Origin of the sequence: Spirillospora sp. CA-142024, assembly GCF_050942325.1 — a bacterium.
Lineage (GTDB): Bacteria > Actinomycetota > Actinomycetes > Streptosporangiales > Streptosporangiaceae > Spirillospora.
Map to the genome: position 1 here is coordinate 3,640,377 of NZ_CP192077.1, position 24,076 is coordinate 3,664,452.

The 24,076-nt window shown below is 71.4% G+C and carries 23 protein-coding genes; 9 read left to right on the top strand and 14 right to left on the bottom strand.

Annotated features, from left to right (window positions below):
• Positions 1-826 precede the first annotated feature (826 nt).
• Complete coding sequence (locus ACQPZP_RS17650) at positions 827-1,753, top strand: PDR/VanB family oxidoreductase (protein ID WP_433478693.1); 927 nt, start codon at positions 827-829, stop codon at positions 1,751-1,753.
• Here the strand turns inward: ACQPZP_RS17650 and ACQPZP_RS17655 are convergent.
• Positions 1,750-2,700, bottom strand: a complete 951-nt coding sequence (locus ACQPZP_RS17655) for an alpha/beta hydrolase (RefSeq protein WP_433478694.1) — start codon at positions 2,698-2,700, stop codon at positions 1,750-1,752. The genes ACQPZP_RS17650 and ACQPZP_RS17655 overlap by 4 nt on opposite strands.
• A 986-nt stretch (positions 2,701-3,686) precedes the next feature.
• On the opposite strand from ACQPZP_RS17655, the gene ACQPZP_RS17660 reads away from it, so the two are divergent.
• The 5 genes from ACQPZP_RS17660 to ACQPZP_RS17680 all read left to right on the top strand — a co-directional run bounded on the left by ACQPZP_RS17660 (position 3,687) and on the right by ACQPZP_RS17680 (position 7,775).
• On the top strand, positions 3,687-4,331 hold the full coding sequence (locus ACQPZP_RS17660) for an ABC transporter permease (protein WP_433478695.1): 645 nt from the start codon (positions 3,687-3,689) through the stop codon (positions 4,329-4,331).
• Positions 4,328-5,341 carry an ABC transporter ATP-binding protein gene (locus tag ACQPZP_RS17665; protein WP_433478696.1) on the top strand — a complete coding sequence of 338 codons (1,014 nt, stop codon included), beginning with the start codon at positions 4,328-4,330 and terminating at the stop codon, positions 5,339-5,341. The genes ACQPZP_RS17660 and ACQPZP_RS17665 overlap by 4 nt, the downstream gene beginning before the upstream one ends.
• On the top strand, positions 5,338-6,108 hold the full coding sequence (locus ACQPZP_RS17670; protein WP_433478697.1) for an ABC transporter permease: 771 nt from the start codon (positions 5,338-5,340) through the stop codon (positions 6,106-6,108). Before ACQPZP_RS17665 ends, ACQPZP_RS17670 begins: the two co-directional genes overlap by 4 nt.
• Before the next feature lie 23 nt (positions 6,109-6,131).
• Positions 6,132-7,088 (top strand): glycine betaine ABC transporter substrate-binding protein, encoded by a 957-nt coding sequence (locus tag ACQPZP_RS17675; protein WP_433478698.1) that lies wholly within the window; start codon positions 6,132-6,134, stop codon positions 7,086-7,088.
• 66 nt (positions 7,089-7,154) lie between these two features.
• Positions 7,155-7,775 (top strand): HU family DNA-binding protein, encoded by a 621-nt coding sequence (locus tag ACQPZP_RS17680; RefSeq protein WP_433478699.1) that lies wholly within the window; start codon positions 7,155-7,157, stop codon positions 7,773-7,775.
• 39 nt (positions 7,776-7,814) lie between these two features.
• On the opposite strand, the gene ACQPZP_RS17685 is transcribed toward ACQPZP_RS17680, so the two are convergent.
• Both ACQPZP_RS17685 and ACQPZP_RS17690 read right to left on the bottom strand, forming a co-directional pair.
• Positions 7,815-8,330, bottom strand: coding sequence for a cupin domain-containing protein (locus ACQPZP_RS17685; protein ID WP_433478700.1), 516 nt, complete (start codon positions 8,328-8,330; stop codon positions 7,815-7,817).
• A gap of 4 nt (positions 8,331-8,334) precedes the next feature.
• Positions 8,335-9,726, bottom strand: coding sequence for a GntP family permease (locus ACQPZP_RS17690; protein ID WP_433478701.1), 1,392 nt, complete (start codon positions 9,724-9,726; stop codon positions 8,335-8,337).
• 137 nt (positions 9,727-9,863) lie between these two features.
• On the opposite strand from ACQPZP_RS17690, the gene ACQPZP_RS17695 reads away from it, so the two are divergent.
• Positions 9,864-10,568, top strand: a complete 705-nt coding sequence (locus ACQPZP_RS17695; protein WP_433478702.1) for a FadR/GntR family transcriptional regulator — start codon at positions 9,864-9,866, stop codon at positions 10,566-10,568.
• Between the two features lie 20 nt (positions 10,569-10,588).
• Here ACQPZP_RS17695 and ACQPZP_RS17700 read toward each other — a convergent pair whose 3' ends face one another.
• The 8 genes from ACQPZP_RS17700 to mftA are packed head-to-tail and all read right to left on the bottom strand — an operon-like array spanning position 10,589 to position 17,273.
• A complete protein-coding gene (locus ACQPZP_RS17700) occupies positions 10,589-11,440 on the bottom strand; it encodes a DUF72 domain-containing protein (protein WP_433478703.1) in 852 nt (283 codons plus the stop codon).
• Between the two features lie 44 nt (positions 11,441-11,484).
• Positions 11,485-12,918 carry a mycofactocin biosynthesis glycosyltransferase MftF gene (gene mftF / locus ACQPZP_RS17705; protein WP_433478704.1) on the bottom strand — a complete coding sequence of 478 codons (1,434 nt, stop codon included), beginning with the start codon at positions 12,916-12,918 and terminating at the stop codon, positions 11,485-11,487.
• The gene (gene mftE / locus ACQPZP_RS17710) at positions 12,905-13,582 is read right to left on the bottom strand and encodes a mycofactocin biosynthesis peptidyl-dipeptidase MftE (RefSeq protein ID WP_433478705.1); all 678 of its coding nucleotides are present in this window, start codon (positions 13,580-13,582) and stop codon (positions 12,905-12,907) included. The genes mftF and mftE overlap by 14 nt, the downstream gene beginning before the upstream one ends.
• Entirely contained in the window at positions 13,579-14,379 is an 801-nt protein-coding gene (locus ACQPZP_RS17715; RefSeq protein WP_433478706.1) for an SDR family oxidoreductase, read from the bottom strand. Before ACQPZP_RS17715 ends, mftE begins: the two co-directional genes overlap by 4 nt.
• Positions 14,376-15,566 (bottom strand): pre-mycofactocin synthase MftD, encoded by a 1,191-nt coding sequence (mftD, locus tag ACQPZP_RS17720; RefSeq protein ID WP_433478707.1) that lies wholly within the window; start codon positions 15,564-15,566, stop codon positions 14,376-14,378. Before mftD ends, ACQPZP_RS17715 begins: the two co-directional genes overlap by 4 nt.
• A complete protein-coding gene (gene mftC, locus ACQPZP_RS17725; RefSeq protein ID WP_433478708.1) occupies positions 15,563-16,798 on the bottom strand; it encodes a mycofactocin radical SAM maturase in 1,236 nt (411 codons plus the stop codon). The genes mftD and mftC overlap by 4 nt, the downstream gene beginning before the upstream one ends.
• 17 nt (positions 16,799-16,815) lie before the next feature.
• Positions 16,816-17,130, bottom strand: coding sequence for a mycofactocin biosynthesis chaperone MftB (mftB, locus tag ACQPZP_RS17730; RefSeq protein ID WP_433478709.1), 315 nt, complete (start codon positions 17,128-17,130; stop codon positions 16,816-16,818).
• A gap of 8 nt (positions 17,131-17,138) precedes the next feature.
• Positions 17,139-17,273, bottom strand: a complete 135-nt coding sequence (gene mftA, locus ACQPZP_RS17735) for a mycofactocin precursor MftA (protein ID WP_433468882.1) — start codon at positions 17,271-17,273, stop codon at positions 17,139-17,141.
• A gap of 81 nt (positions 17,274-17,354) precedes the next feature.
• Between mftA and mftR the strand changes: the two genes are divergently transcribed.
• Positions 17,355-17,954, top strand: a complete 600-nt coding sequence (gene mftR, locus ACQPZP_RS17740) for a mycofactocin system transcriptional regulator (protein ID WP_433478710.1) — start codon at positions 17,355-17,357, stop codon at positions 17,952-17,954.
• 93 nt (positions 17,955-18,047) lie between these two features.
• Here mftR and ACQPZP_RS17745 read toward each other — a convergent pair whose 3' ends face one another.
• The 3 genes from ACQPZP_RS17745 to ACQPZP_RS17755 all read right to left on the bottom strand — a co-directional run bounded on the left by ACQPZP_RS17745 (position 18,048) and on the right by ACQPZP_RS17755 (position 22,094).
• Positions 18,048-18,461, bottom strand: a complete 414-nt coding sequence (locus tag ACQPZP_RS17745; RefSeq protein ID WP_433478711.1) for a pyridoxamine 5'-phosphate oxidase family protein — start codon at positions 18,459-18,461, stop codon at positions 18,048-18,050.
• Positions 18,462-18,541: 80 nt separating this feature from the next.
• Positions 18,542-19,315: a peptidoglycan recognition protein family protein gene (locus tag ACQPZP_RS17750; protein WP_433478712.1), complete on the bottom strand. Its 774-nt coding sequence runs from the start codon at positions 19,313-19,315 to the stop codon at positions 18,542-18,544.
• A 157-nt stretch (positions 19,316-19,472) separates the two neighbouring features.
• Positions 19,473-22,094 carry a cation-translocating P-type ATPase gene (locus ACQPZP_RS17755; protein WP_433478713.1) on the bottom strand — a complete coding sequence of 874 codons (2,622 nt, stop codon included), beginning with the start codon at positions 22,092-22,094 and terminating at the stop codon, positions 19,473-19,475.
• Positions 22,095-22,308: 214 nt separating this feature from the next.
• Here ACQPZP_RS17755 and ACQPZP_RS17760 point away from each other — a divergent pair, with 214 nt between their 5' ends.
• On the top strand, positions 22,309-24,027 hold the full coding sequence (locus ACQPZP_RS17760; RefSeq protein WP_433478714.1) for a GAF domain-containing protein: 1,719 nt from the start codon (positions 22,309-22,311) through the stop codon (positions 24,025-24,027).
• Positions 24,028-24,076 lie beyond the last annotated feature (49 nt).

Genomic DNA, 24,076 nt, shown 5'->3' on the forward strand with positions numbered 1-24,076 from the left:
GAAGGCCGCGCCTCGTGTCGGCTGCCGGCGACGAACCTCTGTCATCGCTGGCGGCTTCATCGTCGCCGGCTCGATCGCGGTGCTGTACCGCAGGTCCCGGAGGCAAGCGTCCCATGGGTGAGCGATGCGAGACGGGAGTGTGGGGGCCGTCCCTCAGAGGGGGCACGAGTGCGCTGGTGTTGGACAACGTGCCCCGCTGGTGCGGGAACGTCGTGGTCAAACGGCCTGTCGATGAAGATCGGCGGGGCTTCACAGGGCTTCGTCGCGGGTTATTTGTTCTCAGGCGCTAACGAGCATCTCGGATTCTCGGGGAGAGCGGACAGGCGTGAGATGTCGGTTCTTCCGTTGTGTGGAAGCCGTGCTGACGAGCGCCCCGGCTGCAGACGATCGTCGTGACAAGGCCACTGAACGTCCTGGTCAACCTCGGCGCGGTCCACGGTCGCGGTCCACGGGTCCGAGGCCCGAGTCCGGGTGCGAGTCCCAGTCTGAAGTGCGAGGTCCGAGGTCCGAGGTCCGAGGGGCGGGGTCCGAGGTCTGTGTCCGAGGTGAGATTTGAGGTGCGAGGTCTTGGTTCTTGGTCACGTTGTTCAAGGCGTCGCGGAGTAGTGAAGCGGTGGGCCGGCGGGGGTTCGGGGGTGTTGGTGGGGTCTTCGGTCTTGGAGGAAATGGGAGCGGAGGAGTTCGTTGACCCCCTGCTGCTGCGGCTGGTTGGTGTGCAGTCGGCCGAGTTCTGAACGCCTCTTTTTGATGGTTTGGAATTTACGGAGATTAGTTTGCGGGTTATGAAGTCGTGATGCTGGTCTTTTCGTTACGAATGGGAGTGTTCGTGGACGAGACTCAGGTTGTAGTTGAGGCTAAAGAAGATCTCGCTGATGGCGTTGTGGGGTTGACTTTGTGTGCTCTGGGGGGCGGTGGATTGCCGTCCTGGGAGCCGGGAGCCCATATTGACGTGGTGCTCGGAGACGAGCTCGTCCGGCAGTATTCGCTGTGCGGGGATCCGGGTGATTCGAGAGCGTGGCGGATCGGTGTGCTGAAGGAGGGGCCCGGGTCGACATTCGTCCATGAGCGGGTTGCGGTGGGGGATCGGCTTGTCACGCGCGGGCCGCGGAACCATTTCACGTTGGAGGATGCACCCCGTTACCTGTTCCTCGCCGGCGGCATCGGCATCACGCCGATCCTCCCGATGGTGGCCGCTGCGGATGCCGCCGGAGCGGACTGGCGGCTTTTGTACGGTGGTCGGAGGCGCTCCGCCATGGCCTTTGTGGATGAGTTGGCGGTGTACGGCGACCGGGCCCAGATCCGGCCTCAGGACGAGTCCGGTTTGCTCGACATCGAAAGCGCCCTTAGCGACACTTCGCCGGGCACACTCGTGTACTGCTGCGGTCCGGAACCGATGCTGGCGGCTGTCGAGGAACGCTGCGCCGCACTCGCACCAGGTTCACTGCGTACAGAGCGGTTCTCTCCGAAACCCGTCACGGGCACGGACGAGGCGTTCGAAGTGGAACTCACCCTGAGCGGCCGTACCCTCCGGATCGAGCCTGGGAACTCGATCCTGGAAACGGTCGAAAAGGAGGGCGTCAACGTCCTGTCGTCCTGCCGCGAGGGGACGTGCGGGACATGCGAGACGCCCGTGTTGGAGGGCGAGCCGGATCATCGGGACTCCGTCCTGACCGAGGTGGAACGCGCGGACGGCGGCTTCATGATGATCTGCGTGTCACGTGCCCGCGGCTCCCGTCTCGTCCTGGAGCTCTAGCCGCCGGGATGCAGGGCGAGTCGGAGGGCGTTCAGACGGTCGGCGCTCATGCGTTTGGACACCCCCGCGTCCCTGATCATGGTCGAGCCGTGGAAGGTGCCGGGGTAATGGTGCACCTCGGTCGGGACGCCCGCCTGGATCAGTCGCTGCGCGTAGTTCAGGCCCTCGTCGCGCAGCGGGTCGAACTCGCAGGCCGTGACGTAGGCGGGCGGCAGCCCGGACAGGTCCTCGGCGCGTGCGGGCGCCGCGTAAGGGGAGACGCCATCGGCGCCACGGACGCCCTTGCCGAGGTAGTAGTCCCAGCTCAGTTCAGCGTTGGGCCGATGCCAGATCGGTGTGTCGGTGAAGGTGCGCATGGAAGGCGTGTCGAGCCGGTCGTCCAGTTCCGGGACGCCGAGGAGCTGGAAGCACAGCGCGGGCCCGCCGCGGTCCCGGGCGAGCAGCGCGACGGCCGCTGACAGTCCACCGCCCGCGCTCTCGCCGCCCACCGCGAGCCGCTCCGGAACGATCCCGAGGTCGGCGGCGTTCGCGGCCGTCCAGGTCAGCGCGGCATAGCAGTCCTCCAGTCCGGCCGGGAACGGATGTTCGGGGGCGAGCCGGTACTCGACGGACACGACCACCGCAGGGACCTCGGCGGCGATGGCGGTCGCGTCGTCCTCGAACATGTCGATGCTGCCGATGGTGAACCCGCCGCCGTGGATGTAGAGAAGTCCCGGCAGGCCACCGTCCCGCTCAGCCGGGGCGAAGATGCGGACCGGGACATCGGGCGCGCCCTGCGGTCCCGGCACGGTCGTGTCGCGGGACTCGACCGGCACCAGAGGCTGATATCTCGGCATCTCCGCGAACATCGCCGCCTCGTCCCGGCGCACCTGCTCGACGTCGACGATAGAGAGATGCGGGATCATCGCGATCCACGGGACAAGTTCCGGATCGTAGGCGTACGACAACTCGGTACTCCTCTCTGCGGCGGGCGTCACCAGTGTGGACCGCGCTCTGCGCCATGCCCACCCGACACATGTAGGAAAACCGGAACGAGTTCCGCCGGATGTCGGTAGGCGTGCCATTCCGGCACGAAAGACTCCTCTCTGTTGTCGTGCCCGCTGGGCGTCGACGTGGAGAACGCCCTACGGCTGATCAGTTTCTTGGACGGCCTGATCAGCGGCAAAGGCGAACTTTTACACCTTTGCCGCTGCCCGGGAGACCCCGAGGCTCGCCGAAACCGCGCCGGCCCCGTCGACCGGTGTCCGGTCTCTCCCTCCGCGCCTGTCTCGCGGCAACAGACCTGTATCGCGTTGCGGCTCACGGACGCGGGCCCAACGTCATCCATCACAATCAGATTGGCGCGCCAGCCGCCGTCGCCGGCCTGCGGGACGACGACATCGCCCAGGCCGCGGACGTGACCGCGCCCGGTCGACTCGTCAGCGACCCCGGCGCCCTCGATGTCTCACCGCGTACTGCACGTCCGCCTCCTTGTGTCCGACTCCGTGCGTCATCCTCTGCGTGTCCGCCTCTGCACGTCCGACTCCGTGGGGCCTTTCTGTGCGTCCGCCTTCGTGCGTCCGCCTTCGTGCGTCCGCCTTCGTGCGTCCGCCTTCGTGCGTCCGCCTTCGTGCGTCCGCCTCCGGGGGGCCGCTTCTGCGCGTTCGCCTCTGCGTGTTCGCTTCTGTGCGTCGGCCGTCGCCCGGGGCACTGGGACCACAGCATGGTTGCGGCTCGGCCCGCGCGTGCCGAGGCCCGGCTCGGGTTCTCGTTCTCCGTCACAGGCGGACGGCCCCGGCTCGACCTCGGCGCTGCCGCGGCTCCGCGGGAGTCCGGACGATTGACCGATCTGTGCCCCGGACCGTTATTGCCATATTGATCATCCGTAGGCAGCCTCTGGTGGTATGGGAGATGCGAGCCGCACCGTCCGGGCTCCCGCCGCCGGGAGGCGGCGATGAGCTTCTCCGAGTACCTTTCCGAACGCTGGCCCACGATCGCCCGGATGATGGGCGAGCACGCCGAGGTCGTCTTGATCGCCGTCGCCATCGCGGCCGTGGCCGGGGTCGGTCTAGGGATCGCTGTCGAGGGACGCCCGAGGGCGAGAGGGCTCGCCCTAGGTGTCACGGGCACCATGCTCACCGTCCCGTCGCTCGCGCTGTTCGGCCTGCTCATCCCCTTGTTCGGGCTGGGGCTGGCCCCAACCATCGCCGCACTGGCGCTGTACGCGGTGTTCCCGATCCTGCGCAACACCATCACCGGCCTTGAGGGCGTGCCGAGCGCGGTCGAGGAGGCGGCCCGGGGCATGGGGATGAGCGGGCTGAGCCGGATGGTAAGGATCAGGTTGCCGCTGGCCTGGCCCGTCGTGCTCACCGGCGTCCGGGTGGCCACGATCATGACGGTCGCCATCGCGGCGATCGCGGCCGCCGTCGCGGGCCCCGGGCTGGGGGAGCTGATCTTCGGCGGGCTCGCCCGGATCGGCGGCGCCAACGCGCTGAACGACACCCTCGCCGGCACGCTCGGCGTGGCCGTCCTGGCACTCGCCCTGGACGCCCTGTTCGTCGTACTGTCCCGGCTCACCACCTCCAGGGGGCTGCGATGACCGAGCCCGCCGCGCCGGAATCGGAGGCGGTCCCTGTGACAGGCCGGGAGATGATCCGGCTCGAAGGCGTCGGCAAGCGGTACCCGGGGCAGGACGTCCCGGCCGTGGACGACCTCACGCTCAGCGTCCGTGACGGTGAGATCGTCGTGCTGCTCGGCCCGTCCGGCTGCGGCAAGACGACCACGCTGCGCCTGATCAACCGGCTGATCGAGCCGACCGCGGGCCGGATCCTCCTCGGCGGGGAGGACGTCACCCGGGTCGATCCGGACGAGCTGCGCCGCCGCATCGGCTACGTCATCCAGCAGGTCGGGCTGTTCCCGCACATGACGATCGCCGCGAACATCGGGCTGATCCCGCGGACGCTCGGCTGGGACAAGAAGCGGGTGCGCGCCCGCGTCGACGAGCTGCTCGACATGGTCGGCCTGGACCCCGGCACGTACCGCGGCCGCTATCCGAAGGAGCTGTCCGGCGGGCAGCAGCAGCGCGTCGGGGTCGCCCGCGCACTCGCCGCGGACCCGCCCGCGATGCTGATGGACGAGCCGTTCGGCGCGATCGACCCGATCACGCGGGAACGCCTGCAGGACGCGTTCCTCGAACTGCAGGCCCGGATCGGCAAGACGATCGTCCTCGTGACCCACGATCTCACCGAGGCGCTCAAGCTCGGCGACCGCATCGCGATGCTCGGGCAGCGGGCGAAGCTCGTCCAGTACGACACGCCCGCGGCGATCCTCGCCGAGCCGGCCGACGAGTTCGTCGCGGAGTTCGTGGGGGCGGGCGCCGCGATGCGGCGGCTGCGGCTCGTCGAGGTCGGCTCGATCGAACTGCGGCCCGCAGGCCCCGGAGAGGCGGGTACGGCCACCGTCAGGGCGGACCAGTCCCTGTACGAAGCGCTCGACGCGATGCTGCGGGCGGGCGCGGAGACCGCCACCGTCCTGGACGAGGACGGACGTCCCGCCGGCACGGTCTCGTGGTCGGCGATCGTCCAGCAAACCCCTGAGGGGCGGCGATGACGGTCACCGCGGTACCGGAGCGGACGAGGGCCGAGGGGAGCGACGGACGTTCGCTCACCGGCCTCCTTGTCACGCCCGTCTTCCTCATCGTCGTTTCTGCGGCGCTGTACCTCTATGTCGGCGGGCTGGACCTCGACGCGATCGAACGCCGGTCCATCAACCGGTCCGAGATCGCCGGCCAGTTCGTCCAGCACATCAAGCTGGTCGCGGTGTCCACGGCGCTCGTCCTCGCGATCGCGATACCGCTCGGTGTGCTGCTGACCCGGCCGCGGCTGCGCCGGCTCTCGGCGCCGTTCCTCGCGCTCGCCAACGTGGGGCAGGCCGTCCCGTCCATCGGGGTCCTCGTCCTGCTCGCCGTCACGGTCGGCATCGGATTCCAGAAGGCGGTGATCGCGCTGATCCTCGTGTCCGCCCTGCCGGTGCTGCGCAACACGATGGTCGGGCTGCAGGGCGTCGACCGGTCGCTCATCGAAGCGGGCCGCGGCATCGGCCTGTCCCGGACGGCGGTGCTGTTCCGCGTCGAGCTGCCGCTCGCCGTCCCCGTGATCCTGGCCAGCGTCCGCGTCGCGGTGATCCTCAACGTGGGCAGCGCGACGCTGGCCGCGTTCACCAACGCGGGCGGGCTCGGCGAGCTCATCAACACGGGGATCTCCCTCAACCGGACCCCGATCCTGCTCACCGGAAGCGTCCTGACCGCCGTCCTCGCGATGGCCGCCGACTGGCTCATCGGCATCGTCGAGTACGTCCTGCGTCCCCGTGGCCTCTGAACCCCTCTTGAGGAGGAGTCACCATGCGCATGCTCCCCGTCGCCGCATCCCTCGCCACCGTCACCCTGACCGCCGGATGCTTCAGCTCCAGCGGCACCGACGCCAAGGCCGGGAGCCTGGCCAAGGGCAACTCGCTGGAGGGCGTCACCCTCACCGTCGGGTCCAAGGAGTTCACCGAGCAGCTCGTCCTCTGCCAGGTCACCGCGCTCGCGCTGCGCTCGGCGGGCGCGACGGTCAACGAGAAGTGCGGGCTCCAGGGCAGCAACACCACGCGCGCCGCGCTGACGTCCGGCAGCATCGACATGTACTGGGAGTACACCGGGACCGCCTGGATCAACTACCTCAAGCAGACCGAGCCGATCGGCGACCCGGCCGGGCAGTACAAGGCCGTCGCCGAGCAGGACCTGGCCAAGAACAAGGTCAGATGGCTCGCCGCCGCGCCCGCGAACAACACCTACGCCATCGCGGTGAAGACGACGACCATGCAGCGGCTCGGGATCACGAACCTGTCCGGCTACGCGAAGCTGGCGAAGGACGACCCGTCCAAGGCGTCCACCTGCGTGGCGAGCGAGTTCGCCGGACGCAGTGACGGATGGCCCGGTCTGCAGAAGGCCTACGGCTTCACCCTGCCGAAGTCGGCCGTCGCGACCTTGGCCGAAGGCGCCATCTACGACGCCGTCGGGAAGGGCAAGCCGTGCGGCTTCGGCGAGGTCGCCACGACCGACGGACGCATCAAGGCGCTCGGTCTGACGCCCGTCCCGGACGACAAGAGGTTCTTCCCCGTCTACAACCCCGCCCTCACCGTCCGTGAGCAGGTCTATAAGGACGATCCCGCCATCGAGAAGATCGCGAACCCGATCGCCGCGGCGCTCACGGATTCCGTCCTGCAGGAGCTCAACGGCGAGGTCGACATCGAGGGCAAGCAGCCCGCGGAGGTGGCGGAGACCTGGCTGAAGTCCAGGGGTTTCATCGGCGAGTAGCCGCCTGAACAGCACGATCGTTGACTACCCTGGCCATACATATCGCCACAGTGAAGGGCATGGCGCATGAACCGCAGTGAACTGGTCAGGGCCGTGGCGGAACGCGTGGGAAGCGACGAAGCCGCGGCGCGCCGGCACGTGGACGCCGTGTTCGACGCCGTGATGGAGCGCGTGTCCGCCGGAGAACGCGTCATCGTGACCGGATTCGGGACGTTCGACCGGCTGTCCCGTCCCGCCCGCAGCGCCCGCAACCCGCGCACCGGCCTGCCGGTCGAGGTGCCCGCCGCGCAGGTGCCGCGGTTCCGGTCCGGGCAGACGTTCCGGACCCGCGTCGCGGCGAGCGGCCCCGGGGACCTCGCCGTGGCGGCCGCCGCCGAACCGGAGCCGGTGGTGACGGTCGCGGTCGAGCCGTCCCGCCCGAAGAAGCCGAAGAACAACGCCAAGGGCAGCGGCAAGCCCAACGCCAAGACCATCGCCAAGACCGAGGGCAAGCCCAACAGCAAGAGCGATGGCAAGCTCAACAGCAAGAGCGGCGCCAAGAGCGATGGCAAGGACGCCGGCTTGGGGGCCGGTAAGAAGAGCAAGAAGGGGGCGGACGCGAAGAAGGCGAAGCGCGGCAAGGCCGCAGCCCCCGCCGCGAAGAAGAAGGGCGGCAAGGCCAAGGCGCGCGCCAAGGCGGGCAAGTAGCGCCGCTGGGGGCGCCGGTGCGGCGCCCCCAGCGCGACGTCAAACCATGTACTGGTCGTGGCGGCGGTACAGGTCGGTCCATTCTTCGTCGCTGAGGCGGCGCCCCGTCGCGGCGATCTCGGCGAGTTCCTCGAAGTACGCCTCGCGGGGCGCGCCCGGCGTGAAGAGCAGGAGCATCGACGCTGGCTCGCCCGACTCGTTGCGGAACCCGTGCACGCCGCCCTCGGGGACGAACAGGAAGTCGCCCGCCGAAGTGTCCCTCCAGCCGGTCCCGTCGTGCAGGAGGACCGTCCCGGACAGGATGTAGAACGACTCGGTGATCGTCCGGTGGAAGTGCGGCATCGGGCCGGACGGCCTCGGCCCCATCTCCCATCGGTAGAGCCCGAACGCACCGTTGGTGGAACCGCCGGTCCCCAGGTAGTGGACCCGGGTCCCGCTGTGGACGCGGTCGCCGCCGGCCGCGCCGATGAGCAGGTCGGGCGGCGCGTCGGCGGGGCGGAGCGTTCCGCTGCTCTCGCCGCCCTCGCCGAAGTAACGGGCATCGGGATAGGTCATCGGGCTACACCACCAGGTTCAGCAGGAGGACGAACACCAGGCCGCAGACCGAGATCACGGTCTCCATCAGCGACCACGTCTTGATGTTCTGCCCGACACTGAGGCCGAAGTACTCCTTCACCAGCCAGAAGCCCGCGTCGTTGACGTGGGAGAAGAACAGCGAACCGGACCCGATCGCGAGGACGAGCAGCGACGTCTCACCGCTGTCGAGACTGGTGACCAGCGGCGCGAGGATGCCGGCCGCGGTCACCGTGGCGACGGTCGCCGATCCGGTGGCGAGCCGGATGAGGACGGCGACCAGCCATGCCAGGAAGAGCACGGAGAACCCGCTGTCCTTGACCCAGCCGGCGACCAGTTCCCCGATGCCGGTGCTGACGAGCGTCTGCTTGAAGCCGCCGCCGGCCGCCACGATCAGCAGGGGACCGGCGATGGGCGGCAGCGACTCGGCCAGCGACCTGGAGATCGCCTCCCGGTCCATGCCCGCGCCGAGGCCGAGGGTGAACATCGCGACGACGACCGCGATGAGCAGCGCCACCAGCGGGGTGCCGAGGTTGTCCAGGACGGTGCGGACCTGGCCGCCCTCGTCCAGGGTGATGTCGGCGATGGCCTTGCCCAGCATCAGCACGACCGGGAGCAGAACGGTGACGAGCGTGACCGGGAAGGACGGCCGGCGCCGCGGCTCGCCCTCGTCCCGCGTGTCCTTTCCGTCGTCCGCGTCTGTGACGTAGAGCTGCGGCGTCGCCACGTTCACCCAGCGGGAGGCGTAACGGGCGAACACCGGACCCGAAAGCGCGATGGTCGGGAGCGCGACGAGGATGCCGAGGCCGAGCGTGAGGCCGAGGTCGGCCTTGAGGGCGTCGATCGCGACGAGGGGACCGGGGTGCGGCGGGACGAGCCCGTGCATGGCGGACAGACCGGCCAGCGCGGGGATGCCGACCGTGATGATCGACAGCTGCGAGCGGCGCGCCACCAGCAGGATGACCGGCACCAGCAGGACGAGCCCGATCTCGAAGAACATCGGCAGGCCGATCAGCGCGCCGACCAGGGCCATCGCCCAGGGCAGGAACCGGCGCCCGGTGCGCCCGATGATCGTGTCGACGATCTTGTCGGCGCCGCCGGAGTCCGCCAGCAGCTTGCCGAACATCGCGCCGAACGCGATCAGCGCGCCGACGCCGGCCGCGGTGTCGCCGAACCCCTTGACGAACGCGTCGACGGCGTCGGCCATCGGCAGCCCCGCGACGGCGCCGACCAGCAGCGAGCCGAGCGCCAGGCTCAGGAACGGGTGCACCTTGAAGTAGGTGATCAGTACGACGATCAGCGCGATGCCGGCGAGCGCGGCCGGCACCAGCCGCCCGCTCGACGCCACCGGCGCCGCGGCCAGCACGATCGGGTGCATTCGTCATCCTCCTGGGGAGCAGTGCGAAAGATGAAGGTTGCCCGAGTGTGGCCGTTATGACCTGTTGTTATCAAGGGATAGAACCAAAAAATCATATCTTTACGGCTGTGCGTCTCGGCTCATGTGATGATTAAGGCATGGTGGACAACCCCCAAGCCGGGCTGCACGGCAGCGTTCTCGACCGGCTCGGCACGATGATCACGTCCGGGACGCTGCCCGCGGGCGAGGTGCTGCGGATCGAGCAGCTGGAGTCCCGGTTCGGGGTGTCCCGGTCGGTCGTCCGGGAGGCGATCCGCGTCCTGGAGTCGATGGGCATGGTCACCAGCCGCCGCCGGGTCGGCATCACCGTCGCGCCGCGCTCGGGATGGAACCTCTTCGACCCGCAGATCATCGGTTGGCGGCTCGACGGCGACGGGCGGGACGAGCAGCTCCGCTCCCTCGGCGAGCTCCGCCGCGGGCTGGAGCCGGTGGCCGCCGCCCTGGCCGCCCGCCGCGCGACCCCCGCGCAGTGCGGCACGCTGACGGGCGCGGTCATGGAGATGGCCGTGCACGGCAGGTCCGGCGACCTGGAGGCGTACCTGACCGCCGACATCCTCTTCCACCGGACGCTCCTGGAGGCGTCCGGCAACGAGATGATGGGGGCGCTCAGCGGTGTGGTCGGCGCCGTCCTGGCCGGCCGTACCCACCACCACCTGATGCCCGCGCACCCCGAACCGGCCGCGATCCGCTGGCACGCCGAGGTGGCACAGGCCGTTCAGGCGGGCGACGCGGACGCCGCCGAGCGCGCCATGCGCGACATCGTCGACGAGGCGACCCGGGCGATGCTGGACCCCGCCGACTGATCCGTCAGAAGACTGATCCGTCAGAAGAGCGTCGGGGGCTCGGCCGGCACCGGCTCGGGCAGCGGCTCCACCTCGGGCATGAGGGTCCTCACCTCGGCGTGGAAACGCCGGGCGAGCTCCAGCGCCTCCGCGTTGTCCGGCGTGTGGACGAACACGGTGGGCGAACGTCCTTCCCGCAGCCATCCGGCGACCTGGCCGACCCAGAACCGCCACCCCTCGACGGTGCGCTCGGTGTCGTCCCGTCCGAGGTAGCGGACGATCGGATGTCCGGTCAGAGCCGCAGACCGGCGCGGCACCCGCGGCTTCTTCGTCCACGCGTCCCGCTCGGCGTCGCTGCCCGGACGGCTCTGGAAGAACACGGTCGTGTCGAACGGGACCCACTCGGCCCCGGCCCGGGACAGCACCCGTTCGAGGTCGCGCACGCATCCCGCGTCCTCGAAGAACGCACGATGCCGCACTTCGACCGCGTACCGGTGCGCGGCGGGGAGCCCGCGCAGGAATCCCGCCAGCGTCCCGAGGTCGCCCGGCCCGAAGGAACCCGGCAGCTGCACCCACAGGGCATGCGCCCGCGACCGCAACGGCTCGATGGCGTGCAGGAACGACCGGAGTTCCGCCCCGCCCCCGGCGAGCCGCCCTTCGTGCGTGATCGACTTCGGCAGCTTGAGCACGAACCGGAAGCCGGGATCGGTCTGCTCCGCCCACGACTCCACCGCGCTCCGTGCGGGCGTCGCGTAGAAGGCCGTGTTCCCCTCCACGGCGTTGCACCAGCTCGCATAGGCTCTCAGCCGCTCGCCCGGAGGCAGTGACGGCGGCAGGAACCGCCCCTGCCACCGCGCGTGAGCCCACATCGCGCATCCCACATGAAGCCGCATGTCCCGACGCTATCGGGGCCCGCACGCCGCCCGGCCCGGCGGCGTCAGCGGGAGCGGGAGCCGAGCCCGTCCTTGGACGTCCACCAGAGGCGCGGAAGCAGCGGGGCGATGGTGCGTTCGGCGGCGCAGCCGCGCCACACGCCGAGGCCGTAGGCGAGCTCGTCGAGGAGGCGGATGCCCGTCCACGTCAGCGGGCCGAGCGAGGAACCGCCCTGCCTGCGCAGCGCGACGGCGGCGGGCCCGACGGCGGCCGCGGCGAGCGGGAGCCGAAGCCGCTTGACGGCGAGGGCGGCGGGGACGGCCACCGGCCACCACGTGCGGATCACCGTGCGCCCGAGGATCTCCCCGGCGGCGAGGGTGCCGCCGGACGCCATCCGGATCGCGAGCGGCCAGGGCCGGTCCGTCCAGGCGGAGAACTTGCGGGCGAGCAGGGCCGTGCCGCCCGCGGTGACCGCCAGGCCGGCCACCGGGTTCCCGGCAGCGGCGAATCCCCAGGCCAGTGCGCTCCAGCCGGACATGGTCAGGGCCGGAAGCTCGTCCGGGTGCCTGATCGCCAGCGGCGCGGCCGATGTCCCGTAGTCGTGCCGCCGCGCCAGCCATGCACGCAACCGCGTCCGGTGCTGATGGGCCACGACGGATTCGGGGACGTAACGGATGTGCGCGCCCGAGCCCGCGAGCCGCCACACGAAATCGACGTCCTCGCCGACGCGCATGCGCTCGTCGAAGCCCGCGCCGAACGCGGCGCGCCGCACGACCAGAGCGGCGCTCGGCACGTAGGAGACGGCCGAACGCGGCCGGACGATGCCGGGTACGCCGCCCATGTCCAGCGCCGAGCATTCCGCCTCGTAGCGGGCCAGCACACCGGAGCCGGTGACGTGCGAGGTGATGCGGGGCGCGGCCGCCGCGACGGCGGGGTCGGCGAAGTGCGCCAGGAGCGGGGCCAGCCAGCCGGGCCCGGGAACGCAGTCGGAGTCGACGAAGGCGATGAACGGCGTGCGGGCGGCGCGCGCGCCCGTGTTGCGGGCCGCGCCCGGGCCGCCGTTCACGCGGCGCCGGATCACCCGGGCCCCCGCCCCGGCCGCCGCCTCGGCGATCGGCCCGGGGTCGGGGGAGGCGTCGTCGACGACGATGACCGGGTGGCCCGTCCCGAGTCCGGCCAGGCATCGCGCCAGCTGCCGGGCGCGTCCGTAGGCGGGGACGACGATCGTCACGTCAGACGGGTCCGTGGCCCCTTCGGGCGGAACGGGGTGCATCATGCCCGCTTCCAGCAGGCGCCGCGCGAGGAGCCCGGCGGCGCGGCCCGGACCGACCGGGGCACCGCCGCGCCACCGCTCCACCAGGTCGGCGCCGTCCGGGGTCAGCCGCATGATGCGGGCCGGTGCTCCGCCCAGCAGGACCCGGCCGTCCTCAAGGGGCGCCAGTCCGGCGTCGGGGCGGAGCCGGAAGCCGGCGGGCAGCGGAGTCCTATTGGAGTTCATCGTTCAGCCTGCCGAGCAGCGACCGGGTCAGGGACTGGAAGAGGCGGGCGCCTTCGGCGGCGGTGGCCCCGGCCGGGTCGCCGAGGACCCCGTTGGGGCTGACCGCGCGCACCCCTTCGGCGCGGAGGCGGGGCATGAGGGCGGGCAACGGCTTGGTGGCGCCTTTCTCGGCCAGGTCCAGGCGGACGGCGGACGGGGCCAGATGCAAGAGGAGGGAGGTCTCGGTGCGTCCCGCGTGGGCGTCGCCGCCGGGGACGTCCAGATGGTGGACGAGGAGACGCCGTCCCTCCTGGGCGCAAACGCCGGCGGCCCGCCGGAGGGCGTCGGTGTTGCCGCCGTGCCCGTTGACGATCACGAGGGTGGGCCAGCGGGGGGAGGCGTCCCGCACCAGTTCGGTGACGAGCCGGGCGAGGGCCTGGGTGCCGATGCTGATGGTGCCGGGAAAACCGGCGTGCTCACCGCTGGCCCCGTAGGGGACGGCGGGGCCGAGGTCCGCCTGCGGGAAGGCCCGGTGGACGTGCGCGGCGACGGCGGCGGCGATGCGCGTGTCGGTGTCGAGCGGCAGATGGGGGCCGTGCTGCTCGAACGATCCGACGGGGACGAGCAGGACCCGCCTCGGCCCCTCCACCTCGGGCCAGGTCATGTCCGCCAGCGGACGGCTCATCCGGTGAATCCGCCGTCGACGTTCACGGCGGCGCCGGTGATGCCGGACGCGCCGTCCGAACACAGCCACACCACCGCCGAGGCGATCTCGGCGGGGTCGAGCAGGCGGTTCAGCCTCTGATGCCGGGCCAGCTCGCCCGCCCCGGAGAGCCGGTAGATATCGGCGGTGCGGTCCAGCAGCGCGGTGGCGGTGCTGCCAGGCAGGACGGCGTTGGCGGTGACGCCGCTCGGCCCGAGATCGGCGGCGAGCGCGCGGACGTAGCCGAGCGCGGCGTGCTTCGCGGCGACATAGGACGCCAGCCGCGGCAGCCCGCGCTCGCCCGCGGAGGAGACGACGGCGACGAACCTGCCCCGGCCGTGCGGCGCGCGGATCAGGCGCGGGACGGCGGCGCGGGCGAGGTTGGCCACTCCGTGCAGGTTGACGGACAGGTCGCGGTCCAGGTCGTCCGGGGTCTGCTCCCAGGCGGGCCCTTCGGCGCCGATGATCCCGGCGACCGCCACCGCGGCGACCAGGCGCCCGCCGCCGGCGGCGTCCACGAGCCGTGTCACGTCCGACGGCGACCGGACGTCGCACGGCAGCGCGGTCGTCCGGGCGCCCAGGCCCCCGCACGTCTTCTCCACCGAGGCGAGGTCGTGCGCGGTGGCCAGCGGGTAGCCGAGCCCCTCGACGGCGCCGGGGGACGGGACGTCGCCGAGCACCAGGTCGTACCCCGCCCGGGCGAGCGCGGCGGCGACCGCCGCGCCGATGCCTCGGGCCGCGCCCGTGACCACCGCGACCGGGCGCTCCGCCGTGCTCACGGCCGCGGATCCGCCACGGCTCCCAGCGTCCGGGTGAACCCCGGCGGGACGAGCACGTCGGCGGGCGTCAGCTCATGAATCGACGAGCGGCCAAGCCCCAGCAGGGCCGAGTCGATGCCGCCGCGCAGGACGTCGAGCACGTTCTCCACACCGGCCTGCCCGTTGGCGGCCAGGCCCCAGAGGTAGGCGCGCCCGATCATCACGGCCTTCGCGCCGAGGGCCAGCGCCTTGACCACGTCGCCGCCGCGCCGGATGCCGCCGTCCAGCAGGACTTCGATCTGGTCGCCCACCGCGTCGGCGACCGCGGGCAGGGCGCGGATCGGCGCCGGCGTGCCGTCGAGGTTGTTGCCGCCATGGTTGGAGACCGAGATCGCGCTGACCCCGGCGTCAACGGCGCGGAGGGCGTCGTCGACGCGGCACACGCCCTTGAGCATGAACGGTCCGTCCCACTGCTCGCGGAGCCAGCGCACGTCCTCCCACGATGGGGGAGGGGTCTGGATCCACTGGCCGTAGGCGCCGAAGAACGTCGGCGCCTGCCCGCCGGGTTCGGCCAGGTTCGGCGTGGTGAGGTCGGGCAACTGCTTGGACCGGGCGTAGTCGAGGAGCCAGCGCGGGCGCGCCAGCGCCTGCGGGGCGAGCTTGGCCATCGCCTTGACGTCGAGACGTTCGGGGATCCAGGGGCTGCCCCAGTCGCGGCCGTTGGAGAACGACCAGTCGAGGGTGACGATGATGCCCTTGGCCCCGGCCGCGCGCGCTTGCTCCATGCGCCCCGCCATCTCCTCCTTGGAGCCCATCCAGTACATCTGGAAGAACACCTGGGGGTTGGCGGCGACGACGTCGGCCAGCGGCTTGCTCGCGAACGAACTGAGCCCCATCGCCGTCCCCCGCGCGGCGGCCGCCCTCGCCACCGCGACCTCGCCCTCGGGGTGGACGGCCTGCACACCTGTCGGTGAGATGATCACCGGCAGCGAGATCTGCTGGCCGAGGACCGTGGTCTCCATGTCGCGCTTGGCCGACAGCCCGGCGACGTGCGGGGCGAACCCCAGCTCGGCGAACGCCTTGGTGTTGTCGTCGTAGGAGACCCCGCGCTCGGAGCCGGCCAGCAGCGCGCTGTAGACCGACCTGGGGAGGCGCCGCCTGGCCCGGCGCTGCGCCTCGGCGACCGTCTCGAACCATGCACCGCTCATGATCGTCCTCTTGTCTCGTGACCGGCCAGCGGGCTCTCGTCGCAGAAGCGGTCCGGGCGTCCGGCGGGGATGGCTGGCATGCCGAGCGCGACGGGCCGGTCCCGCACCCGTCCGGTATGGGAGTGGTCGCCGCTGGGACGCGGAGCGCTCGCACGGTCGGCTGCCCGCAAGGCCGTCTCGCCGTGGCCCTTGACGCATTCGGGGTCCGGGCCGTCCAGCGGGAGACCCGTGAAGAACTTGGCCGCCATGCAGCCGCCCCGGCAGGCGTCGTACGCCGAGCACTGCGTGCAGGCGCCGCCGGTCTGGGGGCGGCGCAGCTCGGTGAACAGGTCCGACTCGCGCCACACCTTGGCGAAGCCGCCTTCGTCCCGGACGTTGCCGGCCAGGAACTCCGCATGGATGGCGAAGGGGCAGGCGTAGACGTCGCCGACCGGGTCGATCAGGCAGACCACCCGTCCGGCGCCGCACAGGTTCAGGCCGGGCAACGCCGACCCGTAGGCGGACAGGTGGAAGAAGGAGTCCCCGGTCAGGACGCGCTCGCCGTGCTCGACCAGCCAGTGGTACAGGTCTTCCTGTTGCCGGCTCGTCGGGTGAAGCTCGTCCCAGACGTCGGCGCCGCGCCCGGACGGACGGAGCCGGGTCAGCCGCAACTGGGCACCGTAGCGGTCGGCGATCGCCTTGAACGCGTCCAGTTGCCCGGCGTTGTGGCGGGTCACCACCACCGACACCTTGAATTCGCGGAACCCGGCCTTCTGCAGGTTCTCCATCGCCCGGATCGCGGTGTCGTACGAACCTGCGCCCCGGACGGCGTCGTTGACGTCGGCCGTCGCGCCGTCCAGCGAGATCTGCACGTCCACGTAGTCGCTGCGGGCCAGCCTGGCCGCCACCTCCGGCGTGATCTTCACACCGTTGGTGGAGAACTTCACCCCGACACCACGCTCGGTGGCGTAGTCGACCAGCTCCCAGAAGTCCGGCCGCACGGTGGGTTCCCCGCCGCCGATGTTGACGTAGAACACCTGCATCCGCTGGAGCTCGTCGATGACGGCCTTGGCCTCGGCGGTCGTGAGTTCTCGCGGGTCACGGCGTCCCGAGCTGGAGAGGCAGTGCACGCACGCGAGGTTGCACGCGTAGGTCAGCTCCCATGTGAGGCAGATGGGGGCCTGAAGCCCGTGCTGGAAATGGTCGACCAGTCGGCCAGGGGAGCGGTGTGCCGCCGCGGTCATGGTCGTCATTGCGGTGCTCCTCGGAATCACTCGGCCAATGGCCGCTTGACGAGCATGTGAGAGGACGCCAGCGTGGACAGCGCGGCGCGGTACCGGTCGAGATCGTGCTCCCCGACGCCCGCGCTGAGCAGCGCGTCCCGGGCGCTCGGCCGATCGGCCAGGGCACGCACGCCGTCGAGCAGCCGGCGGTCCTTCAGGAACGACAGCCGGCGCGTGCCGTAGTGGTAGAGCAGCGCCCCGAACGGCTCCGGCCGCACCGCCACCTGGGGATGCAGCTCCCACGCGGCCTCCAGGTCGAAGCCCGGTGCGGCCGGGGCGCCGGGAACGGACGTCTCCGACATCGGCGGGCTCAGTAGACGCCGCACATGCCGTCGATCGAGACCTCTTCCACGAGCAGGTCCTCTTCGACGAGTTCCGGCGCGGCGGTGTCCTCGTCCTCGGCGGGGGCGGTGGAGACGGAGGCGGTCTGGGAAGCGTCGCTCATGGGAGACTCCCTGGATCGTTCGCACACGATCGTGTGCCGTGTGCGTCACAATAATGGCACTGAGTGCCGAAAGGAAGAGGCGTGCCCCGGACCACCGGACCGTCCGCCCCGCGCGTCGGGCGCCGGCCGCGCACCTCCCGCGCCGAGCTGGAGCGGGTCGCGCTGCGGCTCTTCGCCGAGCGCGGCTTCGAGGAGACCACCGTCGACGACATCGCGGCCGCCGCCGGGATCGGCCGCCGCACCTTCTTCCGGTACTACGGCTCGAAGAACGACGTCGTCTGGGGCGACTTCGAAGGCGAGCTGGAACGCATGCGCGCCTGGTTCGCCGAGTGCCCGCCGCAGGCCCCGATGATGGACGCGCTGCGCGAGGCGATCGTGGAGTTCAACCGGCTCGACCCCGGCCAGGTCCCCTGGCACCGGCTGCGGATGACGCTGATCCTGGAGGTCCCCGCGCTGCAGGCGCACTCGACCCTCCGCTACGCGTACTGGCGCGCCGTCGTCGCCGGGTTCGCCGCGTCCCGCCTCGGACGCCCGGTGGACGACCTGATGCCGCAGGCGGTCGCGCACGCGTGCCTGGGCGTCTCCGTCGCCGCCTACGAGCGGTGGCTCCGGCACCCCGGCAGCGACCTCGGCGACCTGCTCGACACATCTATGGCCGCCCTCGCGCACGGCTTCGGCTGATCTTCCGGGCTCCCGGCGGACCGACCACCGGAAGGGCGCCCGCCCAACGGCGGGCGCCCTTTCGTCGTGCGGCCCAGATCCCGTCCCAGGGCGTCAGTCGGCTTCGCCGATGCGGCGGCCGGTAACGAGATCGGAGCGGACGCGGATGAAGGTGTCGCGGCTGCCCGGCGCCCAGCTGTGCAGGGGCAGCGCTTCCAGCGCGGTGATCTCCCGGGGGTCGGTGACGCGCCGGGCGCGGCCGACGATGATCACCGACCAGCCCGTCCGGGCCTCGGTGTCGAAGTCGTCGACCTCGAAGGCGACGACGGTGTCGGCGGCGGCCGTGGCGAGCCTCGACCTCCCCGACGTCCTGATCACGATGTCGCCCCGGCTGACGGCGAAGTTGACCGGCTGGACGGCGGGAAGCGCCTGATGTGTGAAGACGATCCGTCCGATGACGGCACGCTTCAGAAGGTCGCGGCACTCGTCCTGGTCCACGATCTCCAGGCCGCTCTCATCGAACTGCATGCGTCCAGAGTGAGGCGGTCGCCATGGGCGAGGGCAGGGCCGAAAGTCCTCCTTGGAGGTCTTGTGGCGGTGTAGAGCGCTCAGCGCGAATGTTCGTTCGCGCCGACGGCCGGGCCATGGTCCCCACGGCGGCTGGGGCCGGGCAGGTCCGTGCGGGCGAACGGGATCGTGCGCTCGGCGGCGAGCCTGGCACCGAGTGCATCGGCGACCTCGTTGCGCAGCCGGGGCAGTTCGGCGTAGAAGGCGTCGCCGGGGCACTGGGTGGCGACGTAGTCGCGGTGCCCCACGATCGCGGCGTGGGGATCCAGGTCGTAGGCGTCGCTCAGCCACGCCAGCGTCTGGACGAGGGCGCTCCACAGGGCCACCGTGGGGAGCTCGGTGATGTAGGTGCCCTCGTTCTCGATGCCGAGTGTGTGGCCGTTGTGGTTGGCGGTTTGTGCGCCCATCACGTTGGCGCCTTGGCCGATGGCTTGGAGCGAGCGGTTGCGGCCTTCCATGACGTGTCCGCCGCGGCTGATGGTGAGCTGCTGCCCGGTGTCGGCCCACCCGTTGGTGTCCATGTGGAGGTCCTGGCAGTCGCGGGACAACTGGAGCGCGTGGGCGAGCGAGTAGTCGGTGGAGTTGGGGAAGGCCATGTGGTGGACGACGAGATGGTCGGGCGCGGCGATGATCTCTGCCTGGGAGGTCGGAGGGCGGGCGTTCCATTCCGCCCGGGTGTAGACGCGCGGCTTGGTGTAGGCGCTGGCGGGACCTGGGCGGGCGAGATCAGCTGTGCCGAGCAGGACGGCGCCGCCTGCGGCGGCGCCCGCGCGCGCCAGGAAGGCGCGGCGGGCCAGCGATGGCGAGTCGGACATGGCGGGGGGCTCCTTGCCGTCGAACATCGATCTGCCGATCATCCCTAACCGAAGAAACCGTCAGGGGAACAGGTGAAAAATGAGCAAGCCGTGAGCCCGGCGTTTGGCACCTCGCCGAGTCCCTGCTGCTCATGCCGGAATACCGGCCGGCGCCGTGCTAGCGGGCGCGCTGGACGTATTTGAGGATCTCGACCACGACGTATGAGGCGGCGGCGATCGCGATGATGCGCGCCCAGGCGGCCGCGTCGAGCGGTGCGGAGCCGAAGAGGTCGTTCATGGCCGGTGTGTACGTGTAGAGCAGCTGGATCGCGACGAGGGCGGCGGCGCTGACCGCGACCCAGGGGTTGCGGCGGATGCCGCGCCACAGCAGCGGGCGGTCCAGGGACAGGCAGTTGAACAGGTAAGTGAGCAGGGTCAGCGCGAACACGTTGACGACGATCGTCTGGGCCACCTGGGAGGTGGCGCCGTGGGCGCGTTCCCAGTGCTGGAGGCCGAAGGCGCCGGCCAGCAGGACCGCCGAGACCAGCAGGATCCGGGTCGTCAGCGCGCGGGTGAGCAGCGGCAGCGACGGGTCCCGCGGCGGACGGCGCATGATGTGCTCGTCCTTTGGCTCGACCGCGAACGGCAGGCCGAGGACGAGGACCGCGGTCATGTTCAGCCACAGGACCTGAAGCGGCAGGATCGGCAGCGCGGTGTTCGCGATGATCGCGGCGACCAGGATGAGGCCGAGCCCGATGTTGGACGGCAGGGCCCAGACGATGAACTTCACCAGGTTGTCGAAGACGCCTCGTCCCTCCTCGACGGCCTGCTCGATCGAGGCGAAGTCGTCTCCGGTCAGGACCATGTCGGCGGATTCCTTGGCGACGTCGGTCCCGGTGCGGCCCATGGCGACGCCGATGTCGGCCTGCTTGAGGGCGGGGGCGTCGTTGACGCCGTCCCCGGTCATCGCGATGACGTGCCCGGCGCCTTGCAGGGCCTGGACGAGGCGGAGCTTCTGCTCGGGGGAGACCCGGGCGAAAACGGCGGTGTCCCGGAGGCGCTGGGGCGGGACGTCGGCCGTGAGCTCGGCACCGGTCATGACCTGGCCGTCCAGGCCGACGCGGACGCCGATGGCGCGGGCGGTGGCGGCGTGGTCCCCGGTGATCATCTTGACCTGGATGCCGGCGTCATGGCAGGTCCGGACGGCCTCGGCGGCCTCCGGGCGGGGCGGGTCGAGCATGGCCTGCAGGCCGAGGAAGGTCAGCGGGGGCAGGTCGTCCAGGCCGCCCGGGGCGCCGGTGTGCCCGCGGGCGAAGGCCAGGACGCGCAGGGCTTGGCCGCCGTAGTCCTCGGCGCGGGCGGTGACGGCGGCCGGGTCGAGGGGGACAGGCGTCCCGCCCGCGCCGGCGGCGTCGCCGCACAGTTCCAGGACCCGCTCCACCGGGCCCTTGACGTAGACGGTTCCGTCCTCGTGCAGTGTGGCCATGTAGCGGCGTTCGGAGCTGAACGGCAGAACGGCGGCGCGGGCCGGAACGTGGTCGAGCCCGGCCTTGGCGGCGCTGGTGAGAAGGGCTCCCTCGGTCGGGTCGCCGGTGATCCGCCAGCCGCCGTCATGCTGGGCGAGCCGGGCGTCGTTGCACCCTTGGCCGGCGAGCAGGATCTCCCGGAGTGCGGGATGTCCGGCGAGGTCGACCGTACGGCCATCGTGCCGGATCGTGCCAGTGGGGGCGTAGCCGGTGCCGGTGAGGGTGTAGTCGCGTCCGCCGGCGGTGATGGCGGTGACGGTCATCTGGTTCTGGGTGAGGGTGCCGGTCTTGTCGGTGCAGATGACGGTGGTGCCGCCGAGCGTCTCGACGGCGGGCAGGTGCCGGACGATCGCGCCGCGCCGCACCATCCGGGCGACGCCGAGGGCCAGGGTGATCGTGACGACGGCGGGCAGGCCCTCGGGGATTGCGCCGACCGCGAGCGCGACCGCGGCGGTGAGCATCTCGGTCGCGCCCCGCCCGCGCAGGACGCCGATCAGGAAGGTCAGCGCGGCCAGCGCCAGGACCGCGACCGTCACGATCTTGCCGAACTGGGTGATCTTGCGGGTGAGGGGGGTCTGGACGGCGCCGGTGGTGTGCACGAGCCGGTGGATGTCGCCGAGCTCGGTCCGCGCGCCGGTCGCCACCACCAGACCGGTGGCCCGGCCGGCGGTCGCCAGCGTGCCGGAGAAGGCCATGCCGGTGCGGTCGGCCAAGGCCGCGCCGGGCCGCGCCGCCGTGTCCTTGGCGACGGGCACCGACTCCCCGGTGAGCGCGGACTCGTCCACGGCCAGCTCGTCGGTGCGCAGCAGCCGCAGGTCCGCGGGGACCTTGTCGCCCGCCTCCAGCTCGACCAGATCACCCGCGACCAGTTCGGCGGCCGGGACGCGCCGCGGTGCGCCGTCCCGCACGGCGACCGCGGTCGTCTGCGTCATGGCCGCCAGGGCGGACAGCGCCTTCTCCGCGCGTGATTCCTGGACGAACCCGACCACGGCGTTCACGATCACCACACCGAGGATCACCAGTGCGTCCACATGCTCGCCGAGCAGGCCCGTCACCGCCGCCGACGCCAGCAGCACGTAGATCAGCGGGTCGTTGAACTGCAGCAGGAACCGCACGATCGGGCCGTGCCCGCGCGCGGCGGGCAGCGTGTTGGGGCCGTCCCGCTCCAGCCGTTCCGCGGCCTCGGCACGGGTCAGGCCGTCGGACGCGTCGCCGCCCAGATCGCGGACGACGTCCTCGGCGGGCCTGCGGTAGGGCGCGGGAGCCGCCGTCATCGCGGCCCGGCCGGCCGCTCGACGATCAACCGTGCCGCCGCGCCGGTCACGGCCGCCCCGGCGTATCCGATCTTCATGGCCATACCTCCCCGACACGTCCAGCCTGCGGTGTCCATCCGCCTGCCCTCAGGGCCGAAGGTCCCCCGGATCGGCGGACTCACGCCCGTACGGCCCGGAGGCTGACATCGTTCATGGCGCTGGGAATACTGAGTTCATGGCCGATGATTCACGGGCCGATGAGGATCGGGCGAGGCTTGTTCTCCCGCAGTTGCCGCTGGACGAGCTGTTGAGCGAGCTGCAGGCGCGGCTGGAGGCCGCGCGCTCGACACGGGATCGTGTGCACGCCCTGCTGGAGGCCGTGGTCTCGGTCGGCAGTGAGCTGGACCTGGAGTCGGTGCTGCGCCGGATCACCGAGGCCGCGGCCACTTTGGTGGACGCGCGTTACGGCGCCCTGGGCGTGATCGGTGAAGAGGGGGAGCGGCTGGTCCGGTTCATCACGGTGGGGGTGAGCGAGGAGGAGATCGAGTCGATCGGCCACTGGCCGCACGGGCACGGGATCCTGGGGCTGCTGATCCGCGAGCCGCGTCCGATCCGGCTGCCGGATCTGACCGAGCACGCCGACTCCTACGGGTTCCCGGCGAACCATCCGCCGATGCGCACGTTCCTGGGTGTGCCCGTCCTGGTGCGTGACGAGGTGTTCGGGAACCTGTACCTGACCGAGAAGGCCGGTGGCGGCGAGTTCGACCAGGAGGACGAGGTCGTGGTGACCGCGCTGGCCACCGCGGCGGGGGTGGCGATCGAGAACGCCCGGCTGTACGAGGAGACGCGGCGGCGGGAGCGGTGGCTGGAGGCGTCGACGGAGATCTCCACCGCGCTGCTGTCGGGCACCGACCCGCACGAGGTGACCATGCTGGTCGCGCAGCGGGCCAGGGAGATCGCCGACGCCGACCTGGCGACCGTGGCGCTGGTCGACGACGGCGGCGCGGAGTTCGTGGTGGAGGCCGCCCACGGCGAAGGCGCCGAGCGGGTGGAAGGGCTGCGGGTGCCGCTCGATCGCTCGGTGGCCGGGCCGGTGTTCACCAACGGGGTCGCCTTGCGGCTGGCCGACGGCGGAGAGGCGGCGCGAGAGGCGAACGTGCCGGCGCAGGTGCCGGTCGGGCCGCTGGTGGTGGTGCCGCTGGGTCTCGGCGCCTCGGCGCGCGGCGTGATCTCGGTGACCAAACCGCCCGGTGCGGCCGTGTTCTCGGAGGGGACGCGGCGGCTGCTGGAGGCGTTCGCCGGTCAGGCGGCCGTGGCGCTGGAACTGGCGGACCGGCGCCGGGACGCCGAGCGGCTGGCGCTGCTGGAGGACCGCGACCGGATCGCCAAGGACCTGCACGACACCGTGATCCAGCGGCTGTTCGCCACGGCGATGACGTTGATGGCGGCGATCAAGATCACGCGAAAGCGGGAAGTGGCGGTCCGGGTGCAGCGGGCGGTGGACGACCTGGACGACACCATCCGGCAGATCCGCTCGTCCATCTTCGCGCTGCAGGGGCCCGAGGAGGACGAGTCGTTGCGCAGCCGCGTGCACGCGCTGGCCGACGCCGCGGCCGAGCACCTCGGGTTCGCGCCTTCGGTGCGGCTGGACGGGCTGCTGGACACCGTGGTCGGTGACGACTTCGGTGAGCATCTGCTGGCCGTCGTCCAAGAGGCGCTCTCCAATGTGGCCCGCCACGCGCACGCCTCGCAGGTCACCGTGGCCATCGATGTGAACGACGAAGTGGCCCTGCGAGTCGAGGACAACGGAGTGGGCATCCCGGAGGGCGGCCGTCACAGCGGCCTCCGCAACATGTGCGAGCGGGCCGAAGCACTGGGGGGCGCTTTCACCACCGAGCCACGCCCTGACGGCGGGACGGTGCTGATCTGGCACGTTCCGCTCAAGGACGCGTGACGAGGTCACGCCCGGCGGGACGGTGGTCGGGTTCCACCGTCCCGCCCGG

Excerpts from the sequence above, each read along its gene's own strand:
- ACQPZP_RS17660 (WP_433478695.1), top strand. The coding sequence starts at position 3,687 with ATGAGCTTCTCCGAGTACCTTTCCGAACGCTGGCCCACGATCGCCCGG.
- ACQPZP_RS17665 (WP_433478696.1), top strand. The coding sequence starts at position 4,328 with ATGACCGAGCCCGCCGCGCCGGAATCGGAGGCGGTCCCTGTGACAGGC.
- ACQPZP_RS17670 (WP_433478697.1), top strand. The coding sequence starts at position 5,338 with ATGACGGTCACCGCGGTACCGGAGCGGACGAGGGCCGAGGGGAGCGAC.
- ACQPZP_RS17675 (WP_433478698.1), top strand. The coding sequence starts at position 6,132 with ATGCGCATGCTCCCCGTCGCCGCATCCCTCGCCACCGTCACCCTGACC.
- ACQPZP_RS17680 (WP_433478699.1), top strand. The coding sequence starts at position 7,155 with ATGAACCGCAGTGAACTGGTCAGGGCCGTGGCGGAACGCGTGGGAAGC.
- ACQPZP_RS17685 (WP_433478700.1), bottom strand. The coding sequence starts at position 8,330 with ATGACCTATCCCGATGCCCGTTACTTCGGCGAGGGCGGCGAGAGCAGC.
- ACQPZP_RS17690 (WP_433478701.1), bottom strand. The coding sequence starts at position 9,726 with ATGCACCCGATCGTGCTGGCCGCGGCGCCGGTGGCGTCGAGCGGGCGG.
- ACQPZP_RS17695 (WP_433478702.1), top strand. The coding sequence starts at position 9,864 with ATGGTGGACAACCCCCAAGCCGGGCTGCACGGCAGCGTTCTCGACCGG.
- ACQPZP_RS17700 (WP_433478703.1), bottom strand. The coding sequence starts at position 11,440 with ATGCGGCTTCATGTGGGATGCGCGATGTGGGCTCACGCGCGGTGGCAG.
- mftF (WP_433478704.1), bottom strand. The coding sequence starts at position 12,918 with ATGAACTCCAATAGGACTCCGCTGCCCGCCGGCTTCCGGCTCCGCCCC.
- mftE (WP_433478705.1), bottom strand. The coding sequence starts at position 13,582 with ATGAGCCGTCCGCTGGCGGACATGACCTGGCCCGAGGTGGAGGGGCCG.
- mftD (WP_433478707.1), bottom strand. The coding sequence starts at position 15,566 with ATGAGCGGTGCATGGTTCGAGACGGTCGCCGAGGCGCAGCGCCGGGCC.
- mftC (WP_433478708.1), bottom strand. The coding sequence starts at position 16,798 with ATGACGACCATGACCGCGGCGGCACACCGCTCCCCTGGCCGACTGGTC.
- mftB (WP_433478709.1), bottom strand. The coding sequence starts at position 17,130 with ATGTCGGAGACGTCCGTTCCCGGCGCCCCGGCCGCACCGGGCTTCGAC.
- mftA (WP_433468882.1), bottom strand. The coding sequence starts at position 17,273 with ATGAGCGACGCTTCCCAGACCGCCTCCGTCTCCACCGCCCCCGCCGAG.
- ACQPZP_RS17745 (WP_433478711.1), bottom strand. The coding sequence starts at position 18,461 with ATGCAGTTCGATGAGAGCGGCCTGGAGATCGTGGACCAGGACGAGTGC.
- ACQPZP_RS17750 (WP_433478712.1), bottom strand. The coding sequence starts at position 19,315 with ATGTCCGACTCGCCATCGCTGGCCCGCCGCGCCTTCCTGGCGCGCGCG.
- ACQPZP_RS17755 (WP_433478713.1), bottom strand. The coding sequence starts at position 22,094 with ATGACGGCGGCTCCCGCGCCCTACCGCAGGCCCGCCGAGGACGTCGTC.
- ACQPZP_RS17760 (WP_433478714.1), top strand. The coding sequence starts at position 22,309 with ATGGCCGATGATTCACGGGCCGATGAGGATCGGGCGAGGCTTGTTCTC.